Source organism: Chloroherpetonaceae bacterium (assembly GCA_025056565.1).
In the GTDB taxonomy this organism is placed as follows: domain Bacteria; phylum Bacteroidota; class Chlorobiia; order Chlorobiales; family Thermochlorobacteraceae; genus Thermochlorobacter.
The window spans coordinates 29626-51040 of the sequence record JANWWA010000008.1; the positions used below are offsets into that span (position 1 = coordinate 29626).

Below are 21415 nucleotides of genomic sequence, written 5' to 3' on the forward strand. Positions count from 1 at the left end.
GAGAAAACTGAGGCGGCAAAGCTCGAGTGTCAAAGGCGGATAAAACGATTTTCGTAGCTGCCATCGTCATAGATGGTAATTGCGTTAAACTTACTTCCACTGCGGCGCACGGAGCCAGAATTAATAAAGTGAATGCCATCAATGCGATACTCTTCAGCTTTGTGGTAGTGTCCGTGCAGAGCAAGTCGCACGCCAATGTTCTTTAGCGTTTTGAGAAATGCCTCACGCTCAATGAGTTCCATTGACCAGATGAAGGCTTTATCGGCTGCATTTTGCGGTTCATAGATTTTGTAGGCATGGTGAAAGAGGGCAATCGTGAATTTGTCTTTGAGTGCAGCGCGCACTTCCGCTTGCTCAATTGCGCATCGCTCTTCGGCGTGAATGTAGCCGCGTGAGCCAGAGGGATTGATTTTAAGCGACCACTCCAGCACACTGTTGAAAGCAACCAGCGCAACACCATGCGGCCGATTTTGGAAAATTTTCACAAATGGAAATGAAAGTGACTCATCAGGCTTATCTGTGATGGTTTCTCGAAAAATTTCGCAGAATTCGTGCAGTTTCTGGTGGTAGCGGATACCAGTGGATTCAAGCGCGCGCAGGGCTGTATCACGCAGCCCGATGATACCATTCATTTCATATTTGCCAAAAATGTCATGATTGCCCGGTATGATGGTGACATGTTCCCAACTCAGCACGCCATTTTTTTCCAAAATCTCACGCAAGTGCCATAAATCTTGAAAATTGACGACATCGACAATATCGCCTGTCATGACCAAGTGGTCAAAGCCGCTGTCAAAGATTTTCTTTATCAAGCTATCAATTTCAGACAGGCAATCTGGGTTCGTATCGCTATCGAGGTGAAGGTCTGAGATATGAGCAATTTTCATTAGTGCCGAAACAAGGTTTGCACACAAATTTCGGACTTTGAAAAGTGATAAAAAAATCTCTCTTTTGTGAAAAAAGAAAAAGGCACACTCAGCCAGTTTGCTGGATTCTGCGAATGTGCCGCACCAACCAAAAATGAACCACTCGCAGTATGTCCAACACATCTGCTCTGCTCAACGAAGCATCGGTTTTATCAACATCTGAACTTGCTGAGAAGCTAAAAGCGCTCTCACGCAATCTTTGGTGGTCGTGGAACTTGGAGGCGCAGCATATCTTTGAGCGACTGTCGCCGCGTCTCTGGTCAAAGTATAACCACAACCCCGCCGAAGTGATGATGAATGTCTCGGAACAGGAGCTAAAGGCGCGTTTAGGCGATGCGGTGTTTCGGGCTGAAGTAACTAATGTGCTCTCGCAGTTTGAAAGCTACCTAAATGACCCCAACACTTGGGCAGCTGCAAATGCGCCCGAATTTGCCAAACAACCTGTGGCGTATTTCAGCGCCGAGTTTGGCTTGCATGAAAGCCTGCCGATTTACTCAGGTGGCTTAGGCGTGTTAGCTGGCGACCACATCAAATCAGCAAGCGACTTAGGCTTGAACTTTGTCGGGGTCAGCCTTTTCTACCGTGAAGGCTACTTCCAGCAGCGGCTTTCACCCGACGGATGGCAGCAGGAAAACTATCCGCTCTACCGCCCTGAATACCTGCCGATGGAGCTGGTGCGCGACGATAAGGGAGAGCCAATTGTGATATCAGTAGAATTAGGACATAGCTTGGTCTATGTGCAAGGCTGGGCGGTGAAGGTAGGACGCGCCACGCTGTATCTTCTGGACACAAACTTGGAAAAAAACGACTCGCATTATCGTGACATCACCAGCCGTGTCTATGGCGGCGATGCCACCACACGCATCAATCAAGAAATCATTTTGGGCATCGGCGGTGTGCGCTTTCTGCATCGGCTTGGTCTAATGCCGCGTGTCTATCATATGAATGAAGGGCATTCTGCGTTTCTGACGCTGGAGCTATTGCGTCTGGAGCTGGCAGCAGGTAAGTCGCTGCAAAATGCCATAGAGGCAGTGCGCGCACAGTGCGTCTTTACCACCCATACACCTGTGCCAGCTGGACACGACCGCTTCTCAGCCGACCTAATGGATTATGCGCTGGGCAAATTCCTTAAAACAATGCCGCTTTCACTGGACGAACTGATGACACTCGGACGCGAGCAGGCAGATGAGCCAAATGCACCCTTCACCATGACCGTGCTTTGCCTTAGAATGTCGCGTGCAGCAAATGGAGTCTCTGAGCTACACGGAGAAGTCTCGCGCAAGATGTGGAAAGCGCTCTACGGAGGTAAGCCTGAACAAGTCCCAATTGGACATATCACCAATGGCATTCACACGCATAGCTGGCTCAATCATACCACCTATTCGTTTTGGGCGCGTTTCCACAACGGCGACCGAGAGTTCTACACCGACCCTGTGAAACTGGCTGAGATAGTCGACCGCATTCCAGATGAGGAGCTTTGGGCACTACGCTACTTGCTTCGCCGAGAAATGATTGAGTTTGTCCGCCAGCGCTTAGAAGAGCAAAACCTGCGGCACGGCTTTGAAATGGGAATTATGTATTTGCATCTTCTCTCTGCCGATGTGCTCACCATTGGCTTTGCTCGACGATTTGCAACTTACAAACGTGCCCCGCTAATTTTCAGTAATCTTGAGCGAATTGCGCGCCTGATTAACGACCCCAAACGGCCGCTGCAAATTATCTTTGCTGGCAAAGCTCACCCACGCGACAATGGCGGCAAAAAGTTCATTCAAGAAATTTATCACATTACCCGAATGCCACAGTTCATTGGCAAGGTCATTTTCCTCGAGAACTACGATATGAACATCACGCGCCACCTAATTTCAGGCTCAGATATCTGGCTCAATACCCCGCTCCGTCCGCTCGAAGCCAGCGGCACCTCAGGGCAAAAAATCGTCGGACATGGCGGCATTAATTTCAGCATCCTCGATGGCTGGTGGCGTGAAGCCTACAACGGCAAAAACGGCTTTGCAATCGGCAAAGATGAATCCAAGCTCCCACAAGAGGAGCAAGACAAATTTGATGCAGAGTCACTGTATGATGTGCTGGAACATCAAATTGTGCCCGAGTTTTACGATGAGCGCACAAACGGCATTCCAACAAAGTGGATTGCGCGCATTCGTGAATCAATCAAAACGCTGATGCCCGTCTACAACACCCACCGAATGGTGCGCGAGTATATTGAGAAGTATTACAAGACGGACTGAGAATAGCTTCAATGTCCACTGGCTCCCCTAGGAAAGGTTTTTGATACGCACGAAAGGCGTTGAGCGGTTTTAAGTGTTGCGTGGCGGCAATCGGCCGCGCCTGTAGCCCTGCTCCTCTTCAAAGAGAGGAGCACAGTTCTGATAAAATTGAGAAAGGGGGCTATGACACAGGCATTTCCCAAAAGTGTTCGGAGAGATACTTCATTCCGCCATCGCAGAGAATGCAGACAATCGTAGCAGGCTCACCTTGCTCTGAGAGTTGCTTGGCGACTTTCAGTGAAGCATAGACATTTGCAGCAGCGGAAATACCAACCAGTAAGCCTTCAGTTGCCGCTAAGCGCTTAGCGAATTCGTAAGCCGTCTCTGTTGAGACTTCCATAAATCTGTCAGGCACAGAGGGGTCATAAATTTTCGGCACCATTGCTGATTCCAGATGCTTAATGCCTTCAATGCCGTGCACCGCCACATCGGGCTGAACTGCGATGCACTCAATTGCAGGATTATATGCCTTGAGTCGGCGCGATGTACCAATAAAGCTGCCACTTGTGCCAATCGCTGCAATAAAGTGCGTGATGCGGCCACTGGTTTGTTCCCAAATCTCCACGCCTGTGCCGTGATAGTGCGAAAGCCAGTTGGCGTCGTTGCCGTATTGGTCTGCGTAGAAATACCGCTCGGGGTGCTTGGCATACAGCTCACGGGCTTTAAGAATGGCACCGTCGGACGACTCAGAAGCAGGGGTGTAGATAATATCAGCCCCATATGCTTGCAAAATGCGCTTGCGTTCAGGTGAAGCTGACTCGGGCACACACAGTTGAACCTTGTAGCCCTTAATGGCGCAAATCATTGCATAGGCGATACCTGTGTTGCCACTGGTGGCATCGAGCAAAATTTTGTCTTTGGTCAGAAGCCCTTGTGCTTCAGCCGTCTCAATAATGTTCAGAGCAGGGCGGTCTTTGACACTGCCGCCCGGGTTCATAAACTCACACTTGCCGTAAATCTCTACACTGTCGGGAATGCCCCACTGAGCGGGTAGTTTTTGCAGTCGCACAAGCGGCGTGTTGCCAATCAGTGACAGCACACTTTGGCGCGCCTTGCTAAGGTCAAACGAAAGGTCAAAGGAAGCTGGCATATCCGAGAAAAGTTTGAACTATTAGACTTTTTTGCAAAAACGACAATCCTTCTAATTCAGTTCAGAAAAGGGGACAGTGCGTGCGCTAACAGGGAAGTGCTGCAAAAGACGCTGTGGCATCGCACGACATAATTGCTTCATTTATACTTTGGCATTCACTAAATTTTGAGCTGAACTATTGCAGCGTCTATGACGGCAACGCTTCAACCCGCATCGCCCATTCGCATCGCCGCAATTGACTTAGGCACCAATTCTTTCCATATGATTATCGTGGAACTTTTGCCCGATATGAGTTTCACGATGATTGACCGCGCAAAAGAGATGATTCGCATTGGCTCAGGCAGCCTCGCAACCAGACAACTGAGCGAAGCAGCCATGGAACAAGGAATTGAAACGCTGCTACGCTTTCGGAAGCTGGCTGAGCAGCGCGGAGTGGATACCGACCACATTCTTGCCTTCGCAACCAGTGCCATCAGAGAAGCCAAAAATGGTCAAGAATTTATGGAGCGGGTGGCGACGCAGGTTGGGATTCGCACGCGCATCATTTCAGGCGAAGAAGAGGGGCGGCTAATTTACCTTGCAATTCGACGCGCCATCAACATTGGCAAGCGCAAAGCCTTGATGATAGATGTTGGGGGCGGCTCAGTAGAATTTATGGTGGGCGACGCGCAGCAGCTATACTTTGTAGAAAGCAAAAAATTAGGCGTCGCGCGCTTGCAGGAACGATTTGTAACCACCGACCCAATTAGCGACCGAGAGTTCAATGCACTGGAAGGCTACTTGGTAGAGGAGATTCGTCCCGTCGCCAAAGCAGCTAAAGCAATTGGATATGAGTTTGCAATTGCTTCGAGTGGCACCGCAGAAAATATCGCTGCAATGATTTTGCTCGAAGAGCAAGGTCTGGAGTTTGAAGCACTAAACGGCAGCCGATTTTCACGACGCGGTTTCCTAAAGCTCTATGAAAAATTGCTGGCAATGCGCTCAGTCGAGCGGCGAGATGTGCCAGGCTTAGACCCTCAACGGGCTGACCTCATTGTTCCCGGCTTGGTGCTCTTCGATGTCGTGATGCGCCTCTTTGACCTGAAAGAGATTATGATTTCCGAGTATGCATTGCGGGAAGGAATTGTCTTGGATTACTTAGCGCGCCGCTTTGAGCCGCAGCAGACCGAACTGGAAAGTCCTCGCTTGCGTAGTGTCTTAGAACTAGCACGCCGCTGCCAATGGGACGAAGCACGCTCACGCCATATTGCAAATCTGTCGCTTCAGCTCTTCGATCAGCTCCAACCGCTGCATGAGCTTGGCAAAACCGAGCGCGAGCTACTGGAGTATGCAGCGTATTTGCATAACATTGGCTACTTTATTTCCCCATCTGCGCACCACAAACACAGTCAGTATATCATTCAAAACGCAGGTCTGAAGGGCTTTACGCCCGAAGAAATTCAAGTAATGGCAAATGTGGCGCGCTACCACCGTAAGTCACCACCCAAAGCAGAGCATACAGCATTTCAGACGCTCTCACCTCGCAACAAGCACATCGTGCGCGTCTTAGCCAGTCTGTTGCGCGTAGCCAATGCACTTGACAGAGGGCATCGCCAAAATGTGAAGCAAGTCAAGGTAAAGATAGGTGCCAAAAAAATTGAGCTGCGTCTCCTTGCAACTGCAGACCCTGAGATTGAAATCTGGGCAGCAACGCAAATGGGCGATATGTTTGAAGCTGTCTTCAATCGCAAGCTGGTCATTACAGTAGATACAGAAATAGACTGAATGAGGCGGGTGGCAACAGCCATAGCCTCCTAACCTATTCAGATGCAGCCTTGGCTTGTAGCCTGATTTCTGCGATATAATTTTTGCTAACTTGCGCCGCCAACGCTAACCACGCACGCTATGAAAATCCTCATCGTCGATGACGAAGCTGATTTTGAGACGCTAATGCGAGAGCGCTTTCGCAAGGAACTGGAAGCGGGAGAGTATGAATTTCTCTTTGCGCAAAATGGACTGCAAGCCTTACAAAAGTTGCGTGAGCACCCCGATATACGCATTGTCCTAACTGACATTAATATGCCTGAAATGGATGGACTAACGCTTCTGTCGAAAATTGCGCCCCACAATCCCCTGCTGCGGGTCATCGTCATTTCCGCTTACGGCGATATGAAAAACATTCGCACGGCCATGAATCAAGGCGCTGTGGACTTTATCACCAAGCCAGTGGATTTCCGAGACCTCAAGGCAACGGTGGAAAAAGTCGCCTTGCAGGTCAATGCAATGCTGGAAGCGTGGAATAAAAATGCAGAGCTGGCGGAAGCCAATCGTGTGCTCAGTGAAGCCAATAAGCTCAAAACTGAACTACTGGGAATTGCAGCGCATGACCTGCGCAACCCTGTCCAATCTATTCTGGGATTTGCAGAACTCATCAAGGAAATGGCAAAGCAAAATGCAGGTCTGGTGCAAGCGGCCGATTTGCAGAAAATTGAACATTGGTCGCAGCGGATTATTCAGTCTTCTCAGCGAATGCTGGGCTTAATTAAAGACTTGTTGGACATGGCTGCCTTAGAAGAAGGACAGATGCGCTTGCGGTTAGCAACACACGATGTCAGTCAAATTGTCTCGTCAGTAGTGGCGCAAAATCAACCGCTGGCAAGGCAGAAGGCACAAACGATTGAGCTGTCGCTTCAGGCAGACTGCTACGTGAAGGCCGATTCGATGCGCCTCTATGAGGTTGTAGATAACCTACTCTCCAATGCGATAAAATACTCCCCAAAGGGCAAAACAATTTGGGTCAGCGTGAAGCAGCATCTGAGAACTGATAGCACTGTGCCTAATTGTGTGCGGATTTCTGTTCGAGATGAAGGACAGGGCTTAACGGAGGACGACAAAAAGCGACTCTTTGGCAAGTTTCAACGACTGTCTGCGGTGCCAACAAACGGCGAGTGCTCAACAGGGCTGGGACTTGCAATCGTCAAGCGAGTGGTTGAACTGCATGGCGGTAAGGTTTGGGCAGAGTCGGAAGGAAAAAATAAAGGCTCGACGTTTTTTGTCGAACTACCCGCATGCGCCTCATAGTGCTTGCCGGTGCTGAAGGTGTCATGTTGTGCTCAAAGCAGTATGCACTTAGCTATTGTCGCCACGTGAAGAATCTGCAATCGGGAGGGCAAGGCCACGTTTCTTTGCTTGCTTATTGCGATACATGGCCGCATCAGCCAGCTCAATGAGATTGTCGTATCCGCTTTCAGAGCTACTGCTCACGCCAATGGAGAGAGAAAGCTCACATGGGAATTGACCTTTTTTGTTAAACGATTCCAGCGCTTGCTGAATGCGCTCAAAAGTAGCCTGAGCTTGGCCCTTGTCTGTCTCTGGCATCACTACAATAAATTCATCGCCCCCGTAGCGACCGATAATGTCGGAGGCTCGCAACTGCTGCTTGAGTAAGTCGCTAATGCAAACCAGCGCGAAGTCACCCATTTTGTGTCCATATCGGTCATTGATGTCTTTGAATTTATCTAAGTCAATCATTGCGACAGAGATGGGGCGCTTGTAGCGCTTAGCGCTGTGAATTTCGTGCTCGAAAAGTTCCGTAAATCGATGCCGATTGTAGACACCTGTAAGAAAGTCCTTGTTAGCGCGCTCTTCCAATTGTTGCTGAAGCTGGAGATTAAGCATCTCAAACTTATGCTTCTCCATAACTTGGTCGAGCGTAATATGCAAGGCTTTGTAGTATTCACCCGTCTTGATGACGTAATCTTTTGCACCAGCTTTCATGAGTTCCACCGCAACCGCTTCTGAGCCTAAGCCAGTGATGACCACAACAGGAATAAAGCGGCTAATGCTCTGAATCCGTCGCAAAATATCTAGTCCCGTCTGGTCAGGCAGGTTGTAGTCCAGTAAGACGATATCAAAGCGAGAGGGATTTTCCCGAATCCACTCTACACCTTGCTCCCCTGATGCAGCAATTTCAACTTGATAGCGACCCTTGGCTTGCAGATGACTTTTGACCAAGAAACTGTGGTCAGGGTTATCTTCAATGAGGAGGACTTTGTAGGTCTCCGAGTTCATCATCATAATGAAATTGCGAATGGATTCATATCGAGATAACGCCATAACAACTCCCAAAGCTGCCTAAATAGGCTTGGAGATTCTAAGAAAAATCACAAAGATTACCTAAGCGACCAAGCACACGGTGAAAGGAACGCTGCCAGCCTCTTAGCCGCTAGCTCAACGAATTGAGTGATGTTAGGGTTATCTCTTTGGGGTGAAGTTAAGAAGTTTTTTGAGAAATAAAGAAAGCCTGCGCAGGCGCTGGGCAAGTCAATTTTTGACACAATCTTTTGTAGATTTTTTGCATAAACCTGAAAGGCTATGAGCGAACTGGTGATTGCGGGCAAGTCGTTCCGCTCGCGTTTGCTAGTCGGAACGGCAAGGTATCCGAACCCGCAGACAATGTTAGCCGCAATTGAAGCAAGCGGCGCAGAAGTTGTTACGGTCGCCGTGCGTCGTGTGAATGTGCACGACACAGCAGGTGAAAACATTTTGCGATACCTTGAAGAAAAAAATCTTTTTTTCTTGCCCAATACCGCAGGCTGTTACACTGCCAAAGATGCAGTGCTAACGGCAAAACTGGCACGCGAGGCACTGGGCACCAACTGGATTAAGCTTGAGGTGATTGGTGATGATGAAACGCTTTTTCCCGATGTGGTGGAGTTGCTGAAAGCTGCAGAGCAGTTGCTAAACGATGGCTTTATCGTAATGGCATACACGAATGATGACCCCGTGACATGCAAAAAGCTCTACAACTTGGGCTGCCATGCGATTATGCCCTTAGCCTCGCCAATTGGGTCAGGAATGGGCATACGCAATCCATACAACCTGCAAATTATTCGTGAGCTTTTGCCCGATGTGCCGCTAATCATTGATGCAGGAATTGGCACGGCGTCTGATGCCGCCATCGCAATGGAACTGGGCTACGACGGCGTCTTGCTGAATACGGCGATTTCACAAGCTCAGCACCCTGTTCAAATGGCAGAAGCCATGAAGTTAGCCGTTCAAGCTGGACGACTAGCGTTTGAAGCAGGGCGAATTCCAAGAAAGCTCTATGCGACAGCGTCAAGTCCACTGGAAGGCGTAATTGGGCAATGAAAGCTGTAGGCGGGATGCTACCCAAGCTGCTGTGTATTACTGACCGCAGGGTTACACCAAAGCCCTTAGCCGAACAAATTGAGGTGCTTTGCGCAGCGGGGGTGCAGCTTGTGCAAGTGCGGGAAAAAGAGCTGAGGGACCGAGCACTCTACCACCTTGCTACCACACTACGCACCACCACAGCACGCTACGGCGCAAAGCTGCTCATCAATGACCGTGTAGACATTGCGCTTGCGGTTGAAGCCGATGGAGTTGTGCTGCCCGAATTAGGACTGCCCGTGCAAGTCGCAAGAAAAATCAAGCCTGAGTGGATAATCGGCCGCAGCGTGCATACCGTAAGGGGAGCAAAAGAAGCAGAAGACAGCGGTGTAGATTTTATCATCTTCGGTCACATCTTTGAGACGCACTCTAAGCCACTGGCGGCACCCAAAGGGTTAGATGCACTGAGAGAAGTGGTCGAAAGTGTCTCTGTGCCTGTGTTTGCAGTGGGCGGTATAACGCCAGAGCGAGCAAAGTTATGTTGGCAAGCAGGGGCGTTTGGCGTGGCGACGATTTCAAGCTTGATGCAAGCGCAGTGTCCGCAGGCCGTCATGCAAGCCTTTTGGACGGCAATGAAGACCGCAAACAGGCAAACGAATTGATACAACACTCGAGAATGAACCAAACCGAAAAACACCCAATTTCGGGCGTATGTGTCATTACCGACACAGTGGTGCAATCGTGCTGGACACATTTGCAGTTAGCAGAGCTGGCTATGCGTGGAGGCGCACGCTTGATTCAACTGCGCGACAAAACACTGCCAACAAGAGAGCTGTTTGCGATTGCCGTTGCGTTACGCACACTAACGCTAGCGTTTGGTGCACGCTTGATTATCAACGACCGAGTGGATATTGCGTTGGCAGCTGATGCCGATGGCGTGCATCTTGGACAAACAGATTTGCCAATTCCAGCCGCACGCAAAATTTTGGGTGAGGGCAAGCTCATTGGCGGCACTGCTTCTACACTGGAAGAGGCTGTAGCCGTCGAAAAAGACGGCGCAGATTACATCGGGTTTGGGCATATTTTCCCAACAACCAGCAAAGAGAAGCCATCGCCACCCAAGGGCTTAGAGATGCTGCGTCAAGTTGTAAGGGCAGTGCGAATTCCTGTCATTGCGATTGGGGGCATTACAGCAGAGAACGCAAGAGAGGTGATAAAAGCAGGAGCAGCTGGTATTGCCGTAATTTCAGCCGTAGCCAAAGCCGCTTCACCCGAAGCAGCAACAAAAGAACTGGTCAGGCTGTTTGAGCTAAACCAAGAGCAAAACGCTTTGAAGATAGCAGAGCTACCTCAAAAGCGCTGAACAATAATGTGAGCGGTTTAGCCCTCGTGTTCTTCAAGGTTAGACTCCATTCAGTCGAGAGAAACTGCAAGTTTGGCAAAAGCTCGTGCAGCCTTTGTGTTCTTTGGAGGGAGGCGTAACTTTGCGCCAGTATGGTATCACAAAATAGCTTGTAGAGCAATGAAACTTTCTTGAGTGGAAAAGCCCGAAAAAATTGATTCTGAATTTGGGTAACACTGTGTAATGAACCTAATCGTTGAAAAAACGCTCTCTGCGTTTCGTTCCCCTTTTGCAATCAAGCTCTCTATTCTCCTTGCATCGCTGGTGGCAGCAATTGTGCTACTTGACAAGGTAATTATGCCGCTCTATGTCAAGGGAGGAGAGATTGTGTCCGTGCCGAATGTTGCAGGTAAGTCGTTTGAAGAAGCAGAGCGTATTCTAAGAGAAGCAGGACTGGTGGCCAAACAAGGCTATGAGCTGTATGACCCCAAGAAAAAACTGGGCACAGTGCTGTCGCAAAATCCATTGCCTAATTCCAAAGTCAAAGCGGGGCGGAGCGTATATCTCTCCATTAACACAGCGCGACGAGAAAATATCCCAATGCCCGACTTCAAAGGCAGAACGCTGACCGATGCAAAACTGACCTTAGAGCGCTTGAACCTAAGGTTAGGCAGAGTAGAGACCGTGCCTGTTACAAAAAAAGAAGAAGATGGGGTCATTTTATCGCAGAGCATTGCACCGGGTACCAGCGTGAGCGGCGAAAGTGTCATTAGCTTCAAAGTAGGGCAATTACCAGCAGAAAACGGTGTGCAGCACAGCGTAGTGCCTGACGTAGTGCAGAAAACCCTAAGTGAAGCCGAAGCAATGATTGTAACAGCAGGCTTTACAATCGGCACCATTCGATACCGTTACTCAGTCTCGCTTGTGCCAAATACAGTCATCTCGCAATCACCAAAAGCGAGTGAGCTGGCACCATTAGGCAAGCCAGTAGATTTGCTGGTTACGACCAACGACAAAGAGAAGGAAAAAGAGAATGTGCCTGTAGAAGCAGATGAAGATACAAGCGGTGCACCATAATCCATCAAATAGCTGAGAGTCCCCAAACTTTGCAAAGCGAATACGAGCAGAGGACGCCGTAGGGCGTCCTCCACTTGCTCAAGAAGTTTGTCTTCAATGCAACAAAGCCCCGCTGATTATCTATCCGTCAGAAGTGTCAAGCCGAATGCGGCAGGTGAGCCGACACGGGTGCTGTCAACTGTGCCGCGTGCCATCACTGTAAAGACGCGCCGGCTACCAATCGCCACATTGGTCAAGCGACCCAGTGTATCAGCGGCACCAGCACGCAGCACGAAAATGTTGTAAGTGCCCGCATCAACTTGTGCAATGTCGGAGACGGTGCGTGGTGCGATATTAGAAAAGAGCGTGGTAGCAGCTGCACCAACCCGTTGCGCCACAACATTGACGCTAACAGGGGTAGCAGAAAGCGACATATGTGCTACACGTAGCCCAGCACGACCCGCACGAATAGCGTTAGCAAAGTTCACCGTGTCCAAAATGTCGGTCAAAATTTTGTCATCGCTAATCACTACGGAAAGCGGAGCAGCATTGCCAACCACAAAGTAAGTCTTTGCGCCGTCTCTGGGAAATTCATCTGTCGCATCAATGACAGGCTGCACATTGTTGGTAGGGGTCGCACGCGGCGTCGCAGGAAAGATGCGAATGCGCGTCGGACCGGCACTGACAGGAAAGAAGGCAGAAGCACTCGGAAATGAAATCGTCGCAGGCGTAGCTGTAGGAGAGGTCGCACCCAAGAGCGCAAAGGTCGTATCGTTGAAGCGATTATTGTTTAAGAGTACATTGACGGCAGGAGCATTCGGTGCAGCATGCACAAACCGCACGGCTGTAAGGGGTGGCAGCTCGTATTCGGTAGCCTTGATTCGGCAAGCAGCCGACCACAGTGCGAGACTCGCTATGGTAAGGAACGCTATGAAGATGTTTTTTCTATGCATTTGTATGTATCAAATCGTTTGGGTTAGCGAAAGCCGCTCGCTTAGAAGCCCGAGAACGGAGAGATGCGAGCGATGTTTCTTGCAATCACCTCATTCATATCGGTTTGAATGGTCACAATCGTAAAGGTGCCAGAAGTCGTTACTGTATAAGTGTTAAGCGCAGCATTGCCCGGTGGAATCCACTCTGGCACAGTAACCAGTGTGCCCGGTGAGCCAAGCGGCATATTCGGATTGGTTTGTGTCTGTCGCTCTGGCACAGGGAAGCGAATGCCAAGATCGCTCATTCGCCGTGATTCCAAAAAGAAGATTTCTTGACGCAGAAGGTAAAGCGTGCGCACCATGGCTTGTCGGTCATTCGGCAAGGCATTGATGTCCGCCTCTGTGAGACTGGTGCCAGAGATAAGCGGAATAGGCACAGGCGGTGCACCTGAGCCGCGACGCAACACGAGCGAAGCCGCATAGACGGAGTCCGCATTTGTGGTAAGCCTTGCGCTGGGGCTTGGCAGCACCAGCACACGAGAAGGTAGGTTTCCAGGACCTGGGAAAGTTGCGGCTTGTGTTAGCACTGTCAAAGCAGGACCAGCTGGGCTTGCAATTCGACGTTCGTTCTGGTCAGCAAACAGTGTAGTAGGTCGGCTTCTGGCTAAGCGCACGGCTTCTCGCATCTGGCTGCGAGCTTCGGCAAGATTGTTGTCAGAGAGCGCAATCTCTGCCAAAATCAAGTGACATTCTTCGGTTTTTAGCACGGGCAGAAAGTCTTCACCTTGGAGGCTGGCAGACTTGGGGTCAAGAAACTCCAAGCGTGGAAGGGGCTGAAAATTGTTGTCTGTGCGCCGAAGGGTATGAGCCGTGATGTCTGGCACAGGACCATTGGTGACATCGGGACGGATGTAATAGACGTAATTCGGACGGCGTGCCAGTGCCAGTTCAGCATTGCGGCGGGCTTCGGCCTTGTTGCCCAGCATTCGATGCACACGTGCCAAAGCCAGCAGGATATTCATTCGAATATCACCCAAGCCATCGCTGCGGTTATCGACAGCAGTAGAGGGCGGTGCACTTGCGGCAAAATTTTGTGCCTCTTGCAGCTTTTGTAGCGCAAATTGAAAAACTTCGCGTGAGGATTTCGGCTGCCCTCTGTCTTCAATTGGGAAGTGACTCCAGTTTTCAGCTAAGAGAATGAGTGCCATCGCTTGCAGGAAGCGAATTTCAGCGCGCTGAAGGTCAGTCGCTTGCTTGTCGTTAGGCAAAATGTCACGGAAAGCAAACTCAGCTATGGCATTGACACGCAGGAGATTAAAGTAGGCTGCACCGCCGCTCAGCGTAAGGTCAGTGCCAGTAATCAGAGACGGGGTATCCAGAAGTTGCGAAACAAACGAAGTGGCATTGGTATAGTTATCCGATGCCAGCTCCGTTAGCGTGCCTAATGCACCATAGCCAATAGTAAAGGTTCGGCGCAAGCCTGTAAGAATACCCCGTGCCGAGTTGTCAGGGTTGGCTTTGAGGTTGTCTTCCGTGACGTTGTAGTTCTGCACCCGAGTAGGGTCAAAAAGGTTGCCCGGGCGGCAGGATAAGGTCGCTGCCGACAGACCTACGACGAGCACAAAAGAGTAAGCCGTCCATTTTGAGAGATGCCTAAAAAGATGCAGTATAGCTTTCATGTCTCTTTTGCAAGTTAAAGTTTTGGGTTGCATTCATTCCAAGTGCGCGTAGCCAAGCGCCTTGCTTAGAGATTGACATCAATGCCAATTCGGAATTGGCGTGGGTTGCTGATTGTGCCGCCCACAATACCGCCTACATTAAGCCCACGTCCCTCACGGATAAATTGCGTCTCTGGGTCAACTTCAGGGTGTGCCATAATGACCAGCGGATTTCGCACCGACGCCGAAAGCGTGATGCCTGAGAAGAGATTACCAAAGAGTGCGCGAGGCACACGGTAACGAATGCTGATTTCTCGGAACTTGACCCAGCTACCATCAACCAGAAGGCTCACAGATTGTGGGTCGCGTGGGTAGATCGCATTGTTGGTAAGTGGGTTGCGGATGAGTGATTCGCCAATTTCAGGATAAACTGGATAGGTCGTTTCGCCAGAGCCAGCCTCGACCACGCGGAAGCCAAAGGCGTTCACTTGGCGACGAGCACGCCATTGATTGAGCAGCTGCGCACCTAAGGCATACTCAACCAGCGCACTGACACTCAGGTCACGGAAAATGGTCATATCAAGACCAAACGCACCAAAGCTGGAAGGCACCGGCGAGCCACGCAAATCCAAATCGAAGCTACCGCGCCAAACGCCATCTGGGTCAGGACGAGGCACATTGACGCGAAGCACTCCGATTGGGTAGCCTTGTTCAGCACGCGTCTGCGCATATGCGAACCCACCAACCGCAAATGGTGCAGAGCCACCAAGGTCAGTAAGACGGTTGTAAAGGGTGGCGTAAGATGCACGCACACTGAGGTCAAAGTTCTGCTCACGAATCACATTGGCTTTGACAGAGAGTTCAATGCCAGCGTTTTCAATTTTGCCGACATTGGTCTGCTGTGCAGCAATAAAACCAGATGCAGGGTCTTGGAAGACCGAGAAGAATGAATTGGTGGTCTCTTGGCGATACCAGTTGAACTCAACGGACACGCGGTCTTGCAGAAGCGACAGCTCCGTGCCAAACTCAAGCGAAGTGGTAATCGCAGGCTTCAGCTCACGGTTGCCAAAATTTGCATATGTGATGGTAACATCGCCCAGATATGGGTTAATGGCAAAGGTGCGGTCACGTAGAAAAGGTGGTGGAAATTCGCCCGCGCTGCCGAAAGAGCCTCTGAGCTTGACGCTCGTGAGAAATTCCCGCAGCACATCAGGATAGAAGGCTTCTTCTGAGACATTCCACGCAATGCCGATTTTCGGATAAGGCAAGTAAGTGATGTCTTGACCAAAGGCAGTGCTTCCATCAATGCGCAAGCCTAAGTCAATGAAGATGCGATCGTTTATGCCAATGATAGGGTTGATAAACACGCCACCCGTAAATAGCTCAGAGATAATTTCGCTAGCAGTGATAACTGCGGCGTTGTCAAAATCGCGTGTGCCCGGCGCAATTTGAGAACCTTGCGCCGACACCTCGCGCGTCTCTTGCCTAAAGCCCTGAAAACCAAATGCAACTTGTGCACTAATCGGTCCTAATTCAGGTAGCTTGTAGTTGCCTGTGTATGCCAGCGTGATTTGCGTAAAGTCGCGTGAGCTGCGACTAATAGAGCCGAGTGGGCCGAAAGCCTCACCGGGATTGACAGGGATAATGTCGCGTGCTTCATTGTAGCGGTAATCTACGCCAACTGTGAAGCGATTTGTAAACTCCCTAAAAGGAGCATAGTTAAAGTTCAGCGTGGTGATAGAGCGTGTAACTTGCTCGGAGAAGTCTGGAATGAGCCACTGCTGAAAGAGACTATCTTGCACAAAGCGTAAGCGTTGCGGGGTGCTCACATCTAAGCCACGCACAACGCCGAGCACATATGGATCCAAGCGCGCTTCGGTTTCAATGGAGTTGTAAGCATTGAAGGCGTTGTTAAGCAAGAGGCTGCCAAATTGTGTGCGAGTGAGGCTTGTAGAAATCTCCACATCTGCCTTGTCAGAGGCAATCGCTTTCAAGCCAGCGGCAACATTGAAAGCTCGGTCAGGCACGCGGTCGCCAGTCACAATGCCACGTGAGTCTTGCAACTTCCCATTGATGTTGTAGCTGAGGGCTTCACTGCCACCAGTGACACCCAAGCGATACTGCTGGAAGAAGGCATTTTGGTAATAAGCCTCCCGCAGGTAATCAGTGTAGAGCCAACGCAACTCAGGCGTATCAGCGCCTGCGACAATACCTACGTTCCACTTGGCTTCGCCCGCAGCGCCTTTCTTGGTGAAGATTTGAATGACACCGTTTGCCCCATCGGAGCCATAGAGAGTAGAAGCGGCACCGCCTTTGATGATTTCAATACGCTCAATGTTGTCACCGACAAGCAAGTCTGCCAAGGCAGAGCTAACCTGTCCGCCCCGACCAAATGCACCAGCAAAGTTGTCCCCGTTGTCAACGCGCACGCCATCGACATAAATCACAGGGTTAGTGCTGTTCAAGGCACTCTTCACGCCGCGTGTCTGGATGCGTGCACCGACGCCCGGCACGCCCGAAGGCAGCTGAGCCGTCAGTCCTGGCACATTGCCTTGAAGAAGCTGGTCAATAGACTTGGTCGGCGAGCCAGTGATTCTGTCTGAGCTGATAAATTCGACAGCGGTTGTTAGCTTTCGCTTCTCTGTGGCAACGCCTTGTCCTGTAACCACAAGCTCGTCAGCTTGCACCGCAGAGGGAACAAGCTCGAAGTCCACTTGGGCACTTGCACCAGCCGACACAGTTACATTCTTTGAGACACTGCGATATCCGACATAGCGTGCAACCAGCACATATTCGCCGGGCTGCAGACGGCGTAAGGTGTATTGACCGTCAATGTTTGTGGCGGCGCCAATTTTGGTATCACGTATAAAAACCTGCGCGCCGACAAGCGGCTCTTTGGTAAATGCATCAATGACTTTACCTTTAATTTCGCCAGTTGTCGTTTGCGCTGACGCCATCTGTGCAAACATCAAGGTAAGTAAGCTTGTCAAAAAGAGACTTGCTATTCGTAAGGCGGCGTGCTTCATTGGTTTTGCTCCTTTGCTGCTTAAAGTTGATTAAAGTTTAGCGCCCGTTGCAACCTAAGCCAAACCTTAAGGCGCCTTAAAAATTTAGGCTTGGCAAAACATCTCTGAATTTTAACCACAGGCTTTGAAAAAAGCAAGTGCGCTGCTCAAAGTGTTGAGCCTTCTTAGCAGTGTGAGCAAAAAAGAAGGACTGACACGACACAAGCCAAGCGCGAGGTAAAAGCCTATGCTGCTAGTTGCTTGAAGAGGTGAAAAAAGTGTGGTAAAGTAAAAAGTGCCCCTCTTCGAGTGTGAAAGAGGGGCACAATGGGTGGCGCTAATCTAACGAGACGACATTGTAGCCCCACATAATATCGTTGTAGTCGACATACAGTTGAAGGCGACCGCCTTGAGAATGCAATTGAACAAGGCGAACTCGACAATTCAAGCCTTTTTTGTCAACACAGTATAGTGACAAGGTCTCATCACCATCACTGTCGTGGCTGGTACCTTCGTTACGCGCAATGTTATACACTTGCGTATCCTTCGAGAAGATGGTGATTCTGGCTTTGTCAAGGTCAATTGTGATTAGGAGACCAGAGTCTTCCCAATCGCTCCATCGACTCCAAGTGTCCCCATTTTTAACCTTATAGGAAAAGCCCGTTGATTTTAGCTTGTAGACTTGTGCAACGGAAGGGGTGCTAAATGCAAAAAGGGCGAAGGCAACAAAGAGAGCGATAGTGGCGGTTTTCATAGTGGTTTCTCCATCATTGTTTAGAGTTGCAGAAGCAGTGTTTTACGGTATAAGCGTTAAGTGGCAGTGCGTCCGTCCTGAGCGTTGAGAGAGGTTTTGCGGTGCAAGCGACAGAGTTAAGCAGTATCAGGTGATGGAGCGCCTAAAAACGCTGAGAACACGGTGTGCCACATAGAGGCTTGCACTTGCAAGGGTGAAAGAGAAGTATGCGGCCATAGCAATGCAGGTTTTAAGTTATGTAAATTGAAGCACGCCAGCTTTTCAAAGAGGAGAGCCAAAAGCGCAGGACACTGGAGAACGAAGAAGTTGCGGCAGTGCTCCTGAGTAGGTTCTCAACACAAATGTAGTCAAGAAGGAGAAATTTCCAAAAGTCGAGCAGAGGTGGGACCAAAGCGTGAGCAAAGCAGGCAATAGAGAAAACAGGCCTAACTTGATGCAATTTAAGAGGTATGATTTCACTGCGAGAGGTGTCGCTGCAACTAGCAGGCAAGCAAATTTTTGAGCGTCTGTCGCTGGATGTAGGGCGTGGGGAGTTTCTTTACATCTTAGGGCCTAGCGGCGCAGGCAAAAGTTCACTGCTACGCTTGCTCTATATGGATATTTTCCCAAGCAGCGGCGAAGTCAAAGTCGGTGAGTTTTCCTCGCGCACCATTCGCAAGCGAGAGATTCCTTTTCTGAGGCGCAACTTGGGGATTGTGTTTCAGGAATTTCGGTTGCTAGAAGACCGTACGGTATATGAAAACGTAGCCTTCGTGCTGGAAGTAACAGGTGTTCGACCAAAAGAGATTCCAAAGAAGGTCAGTGATGCACTGGCAGAAGTCGGACTGAGTCAGAAGCGTCATGAAATGCCCCAAAATCTGTCGGGTGGCGAGCAGCAGCGCGTCGCCATTGCGCGCGCCATCGTGCGCGAACCATTTGTGCTCTTAGCCGATGAGCCGACTGGCAATTTAGACCCCGAAGTCTCGCTGGAAATTATGCAACTTCTTCGGCGCATTAGCTTCAAAGGAATTACAACCATTGTCGTAACGCATGACTATCACATCGCTGAAAAACTGCCAGCCAGAACGCTGTTTGTCAAAGACGGCAAAATTGAGGAAATCCATACTTTTCCGAAGGCAGCGCCGAAATAAACTGAGAACAACCTCGCCTGTGGAACTGCCCCGAATTCTCTGCTGAGAATTAAACCGCGCAGAAAGCAAGCGTGTCAATAGCGCTGATAGTGAACAAATTCGTGAGAGTCGATGCACACTAAAAAAGTAATAAGCAGGTTGGCACTGCTTGTGCTCAGTGCCGTTACGCTATGCTGCACTGCGCTGCCGACGGTATCTGAACGCAGTTCGTCTGGTGCACTGAGCGTTTCGCCGTATTACCGCACGACTCTAAAACTGCCATACCGAGAAGCTGGGCTTTCAGACCGAGAAGCGGCTGCCCATCTCTTAGATCGCTTTGCATTTGGTGCACGCCCAGGTGAAGTCGATGCAGTCGTACAAATGGGCGTGGAAAAGTGGTTGGAGCAGCAATTAGAGGCAAGGCAGAAAAGCACAAAGTTAGACGAAAAATTAGCCCAATTTCCTGCGCTCGCAATGAGCAATGCTGAGATTCTGAACACTTATCCTAACCCGGGGCTGCTCCTTGCCCAAGCTTACCGTGAAGGCTTGATTTCTCAAAGGGATACGGCAAATCGAGCTGAGCTGCGCCGAAAGATATTAGGGCTGTATCGCAAAGAGGGCGTGCGCCCGCAGCGAGAACTCTTGGACATATTGCGCACGCAAAAGATTCTGCGCGCCGTCTACAGCGAAAATCAGCTCGAGGAAGTGCTCACAGACTTTTGGTTCAATCACTTCAATGTGTCCATCACAGATAACAGAGCAAGGGCATTTGTGCTGAGCTACGAGCGTGATGCGATTCGACCCAATGCCTTAGGAAAGTTTCGCACACTCTTAGGCGCGACGGCTAAACACCCTGCTATGCTGCTCTACTTGGATAACGCGCAGTCAACTGCTGCAGAAGGCGCGTCCACGACACTTTCACAACAGATGCGGCAAAGCCCACTCTTTGCACATCGGCGGCAACGAGCGATGGTAGAACGAAAAGCAGAAATGAAAGCCATGCAAGACAAGCTGCCAGATGCTGTGCAGAGACGCTTCCCAAAACGTGGCATCAATGAAAACTATGCACGAGAGCTGATGGAACTCCACACGCTTGGTGTGGAAGGAGGGTACACGCAAAAAGACGTGGTGGAAGTGGCGCGTGCTTTTACGGGCTGGACAGTTGCGCCACGAGGTAAGCGTGCTGAACCGTTTCACACGCGTATTGAGCAAGCAAAAGCACTGGGTTTCCTCGAAGAAGGTGACTTCCTTTTCCGACCTGATATGCACGATGCGGGCGAAAAAGTGATTTTAGGCACAGTCTTCCCAGCAGGTGGTGGCAAAGAAGAAGGCGAAAGAGTGCTTGATATACTGGCGTCGCATCCCTCAACTGCTCGCTTTATCTCAACTAAGCTGGCAAGGCGGTTCGTTTCAGACTCGCCGCCCAAGTCGCTCATTGAGAAACTGACAAAGGCTTTTCTTGAAACTGATGGTGATATACGGGCAATGGTGCGCACGATGGCTGAATCACCAGAGTTTTGGAGCAAAGAAGCGCGCCGTGCAAAAATCAAATCCCCCTTTGAGCTGACGGTCAGTGCTTTGCGCGCAATCGGCGCAGAAGTCGAACACACACGCGACCTTGCACGGTGGATTGAACGGCAAGGACAACCTCTTTATGCCTGCCAAGCCCCAACAGGCTACCCCGACAGTGCAGCCGCATGGGTCAATGCAGGGGCACTGCTAAATCGAATGAATTTTGGCTTGCAATTAGCGTTAGGCAGAATTCAGGGCATCTCATTCGACCTCTTAGCACTCAATGGCTACCATGAGCCAGAATCGCTGGAGGACGCACTGCGGGCTTACGCTGCACGGCTTCTGCCAGAACGCGACCATAGTGAGACGATTCGGCGGCTTCTACCACTTTTGCAGCAGCCCGACTTTGCGGAACAACTCTCCAAGGTAGTGCCTAATATGCCCATGCCGCGCTTTGAGCGAAACGGTATGAAGTGGCGCGATGAAACCGTAGTTCAGGACTGGATAAGTGAGGAAACCGATGAGAGCCAGATCGCACCAGCGGAAAGCGGCGAAAACCGTCCAACAGCCAGTGCAGTAGCAAAAGTAGTGGGGCTCATCTTAGGCTCGCCTGAATTTCAACGGCGGTAGTTTGGGG

16 protein-coding genes are annotated in these 21415 nt (G+C 50.3%); 9 read left to right on the forward strand and 7 right to left on the reverse strand.

Going from position 1 to position 21415, the window contains the following annotated elements; genetic code table 11:
- Positions 1–29 precede the first annotated feature (29 nt).
- Positions 30–887, reverse strand: a complete 858-nt coding sequence (locus NZM05_07515; GenBank protein MCS7013465.1) for a metallophosphoesterase — start codon at positions 885–887, stop codon at positions 30–32.
- A gap of 149 nt (positions 888–1036) precedes the next feature.
- Between NZM05_07515 and glgP the strand changes: the two genes are divergently transcribed.
- Positions 1037–3172, forward strand: coding sequence for an alpha-glucan family phosphorylase (glgP, locus tag NZM05_07520; GenBank protein MCS7013466.1), 2136 nt, complete (start codon positions 1037–1039; stop codon positions 3170–3172).
- Positions 3173–3332: 160 nt separating this feature from the next.
- Here glgP and NZM05_07525 read toward each other — a convergent pair whose 3' ends face one another.
- Entirely contained in the window at positions 3333–4301 is a 969-nt protein-coding gene (locus NZM05_07525) for a cysteine synthase family protein (GenBank protein MCS7013467.1), read from the reverse strand.
- Positions 4302–4490: 189 nt separating this feature from the next.
- Here NZM05_07525 and NZM05_07530 point away from each other — a divergent pair, with 189 nt between their 5' ends.
- Positions 4491–6065 (forward strand): Ppx/GppA family phosphatase, encoded by a 1575-nt coding sequence (locus NZM05_07530; protein ID MCS7013468.1) that lies wholly within the window; start codon positions 4491–4493, stop codon positions 6063–6065.
- A gap of 120 nt (positions 6066–6185) precedes the next feature.
- Positions 6186–7361, forward strand: a complete 1176-nt coding sequence (locus tag NZM05_07535) for a hybrid sensor histidine kinase/response regulator (GenBank protein ID MCS7013469.1) — start codon at positions 6186–6188, stop codon at positions 7359–7361.
- A 48-nt stretch (positions 7362–7409) separates the two neighbouring features.
- Here NZM05_07535 and NZM05_07540 read toward each other — a convergent pair whose 3' ends face one another.
- Positions 7410–8396 carry a diguanylate cyclase gene (locus NZM05_07540; protein ID MCS7013470.1) on the reverse strand — a complete coding sequence of 329 codons (987 nt, stop codon included), beginning with the start codon at positions 8394–8396 and terminating at the stop codon, positions 7410–7412.
- A 258-nt stretch (positions 8397–8654) separates the two neighbouring features.
- Here NZM05_07540 and NZM05_07545 point away from each other — a divergent pair, with 258 nt between their 5' ends.
- The 4 genes from NZM05_07545 to NZM05_07560 all read left to right on the forward strand — a co-directional run bounded on the left by NZM05_07545 (position 8655) and on the right by NZM05_07560 (position 11829).
- Positions 8655–9431 carry a thiazole synthase gene (locus NZM05_07545; GenBank protein ID MCS7013471.1) on the forward strand — a complete coding sequence of 259 codons (777 nt, stop codon included), beginning with the start codon at positions 8655–8657 and terminating at the stop codon, positions 9429–9431.
- Positions 9428–10072: a thiamine phosphate synthase gene (gene thiE / locus NZM05_07550; GenBank protein MCS7013472.1), complete on the forward strand. Its 645-nt coding sequence runs from the start codon at positions 9428–9430 to the stop codon at positions 10070–10072. The genes NZM05_07545 and thiE (NZM05_07550) overlap by 4 nt, the downstream gene beginning before the upstream one ends.
- Positions 10073–10086: 14 nt before the next feature.
- A complete protein-coding gene (gene thiE / locus NZM05_07555) occupies positions 10087–10773 on the forward strand; it encodes a thiamine phosphate synthase (protein MCS7013473.1) in 687 nt (228 codons plus the stop codon).
- Positions 10774–10995: 222 nt separating this feature from the next.
- A complete protein-coding gene (locus tag NZM05_07560) occupies positions 10996–11829 on the forward strand; it encodes a PASTA domain-containing protein (protein MCS7013474.1) in 834 nt (277 codons plus the stop codon).
- Between the two features lie 116 nt (positions 11830–11945).
- Here the strand turns inward: NZM05_07560 and NZM05_07565 are convergent, their stop codons facing one another.
- The 4 genes from NZM05_07565 to NZM05_07580 all read right to left on the reverse strand — a co-directional run bounded on the left by NZM05_07565 (position 11946) and on the right by NZM05_07580 (position 18157).
- Positions 11946–12761: a DUF4397 domain-containing protein gene (locus NZM05_07565; protein MCS7013475.1), complete on the reverse strand. Its 816-nt coding sequence runs from the start codon at positions 12759–12761 to the stop codon at positions 11946–11948.
- 41 nt (positions 12762–12802) lie between these two features.
- Positions 12803–14419, reverse strand: coding sequence for a hypothetical protein (locus tag NZM05_07570; GenBank protein MCS7013476.1), 1617 nt, complete (start codon positions 14417–14419; stop codon positions 12803–12805).
- 65 nt (positions 14420–14484) lie between these two features.
- On the reverse strand, positions 14485–17424 hold the full coding sequence (locus tag NZM05_07575; protein ID MCS7013477.1) for a carboxypeptidase-like regulatory domain-containing protein: 2940 nt from the start codon (positions 17422–17424) through the stop codon (positions 14485–14487).
- 316 nt (positions 17425–17740) lie between these two features.
- Complete coding sequence (locus NZM05_07580) at positions 17741–18157, reverse strand: hypothetical protein (protein MCS7013478.1); 417 nt, start codon at positions 18155–18157, stop codon at positions 17741–17743.
- A 449-nt stretch (positions 18158–18606) separates the two neighbouring features.
- Here NZM05_07580 and NZM05_07585 point away from each other — a divergent pair, with 449 nt between their 5' ends.
- Together NZM05_07585 and NZM05_07590 are read left to right on the forward strand one after the other, a co-directional pair.
- Positions 18607–19287: an ATP-binding cassette domain-containing protein gene (locus NZM05_07585; protein ID MCS7013479.1), complete on the forward strand. Its 681-nt coding sequence runs from the start codon at positions 18607–18609 to the stop codon at positions 19285–19287.
- 111 nt (positions 19288–19398) lie between these two features.
- On the forward strand, positions 19399–21408 hold the full coding sequence (locus NZM05_07590) for a DUF1800 domain-containing protein (protein ID MCS7013480.1): 2010 nt from the start codon (positions 19399–19401) through the stop codon (positions 21406–21408).
- Positions 21409–21415 lie beyond the last annotated feature (7 nt).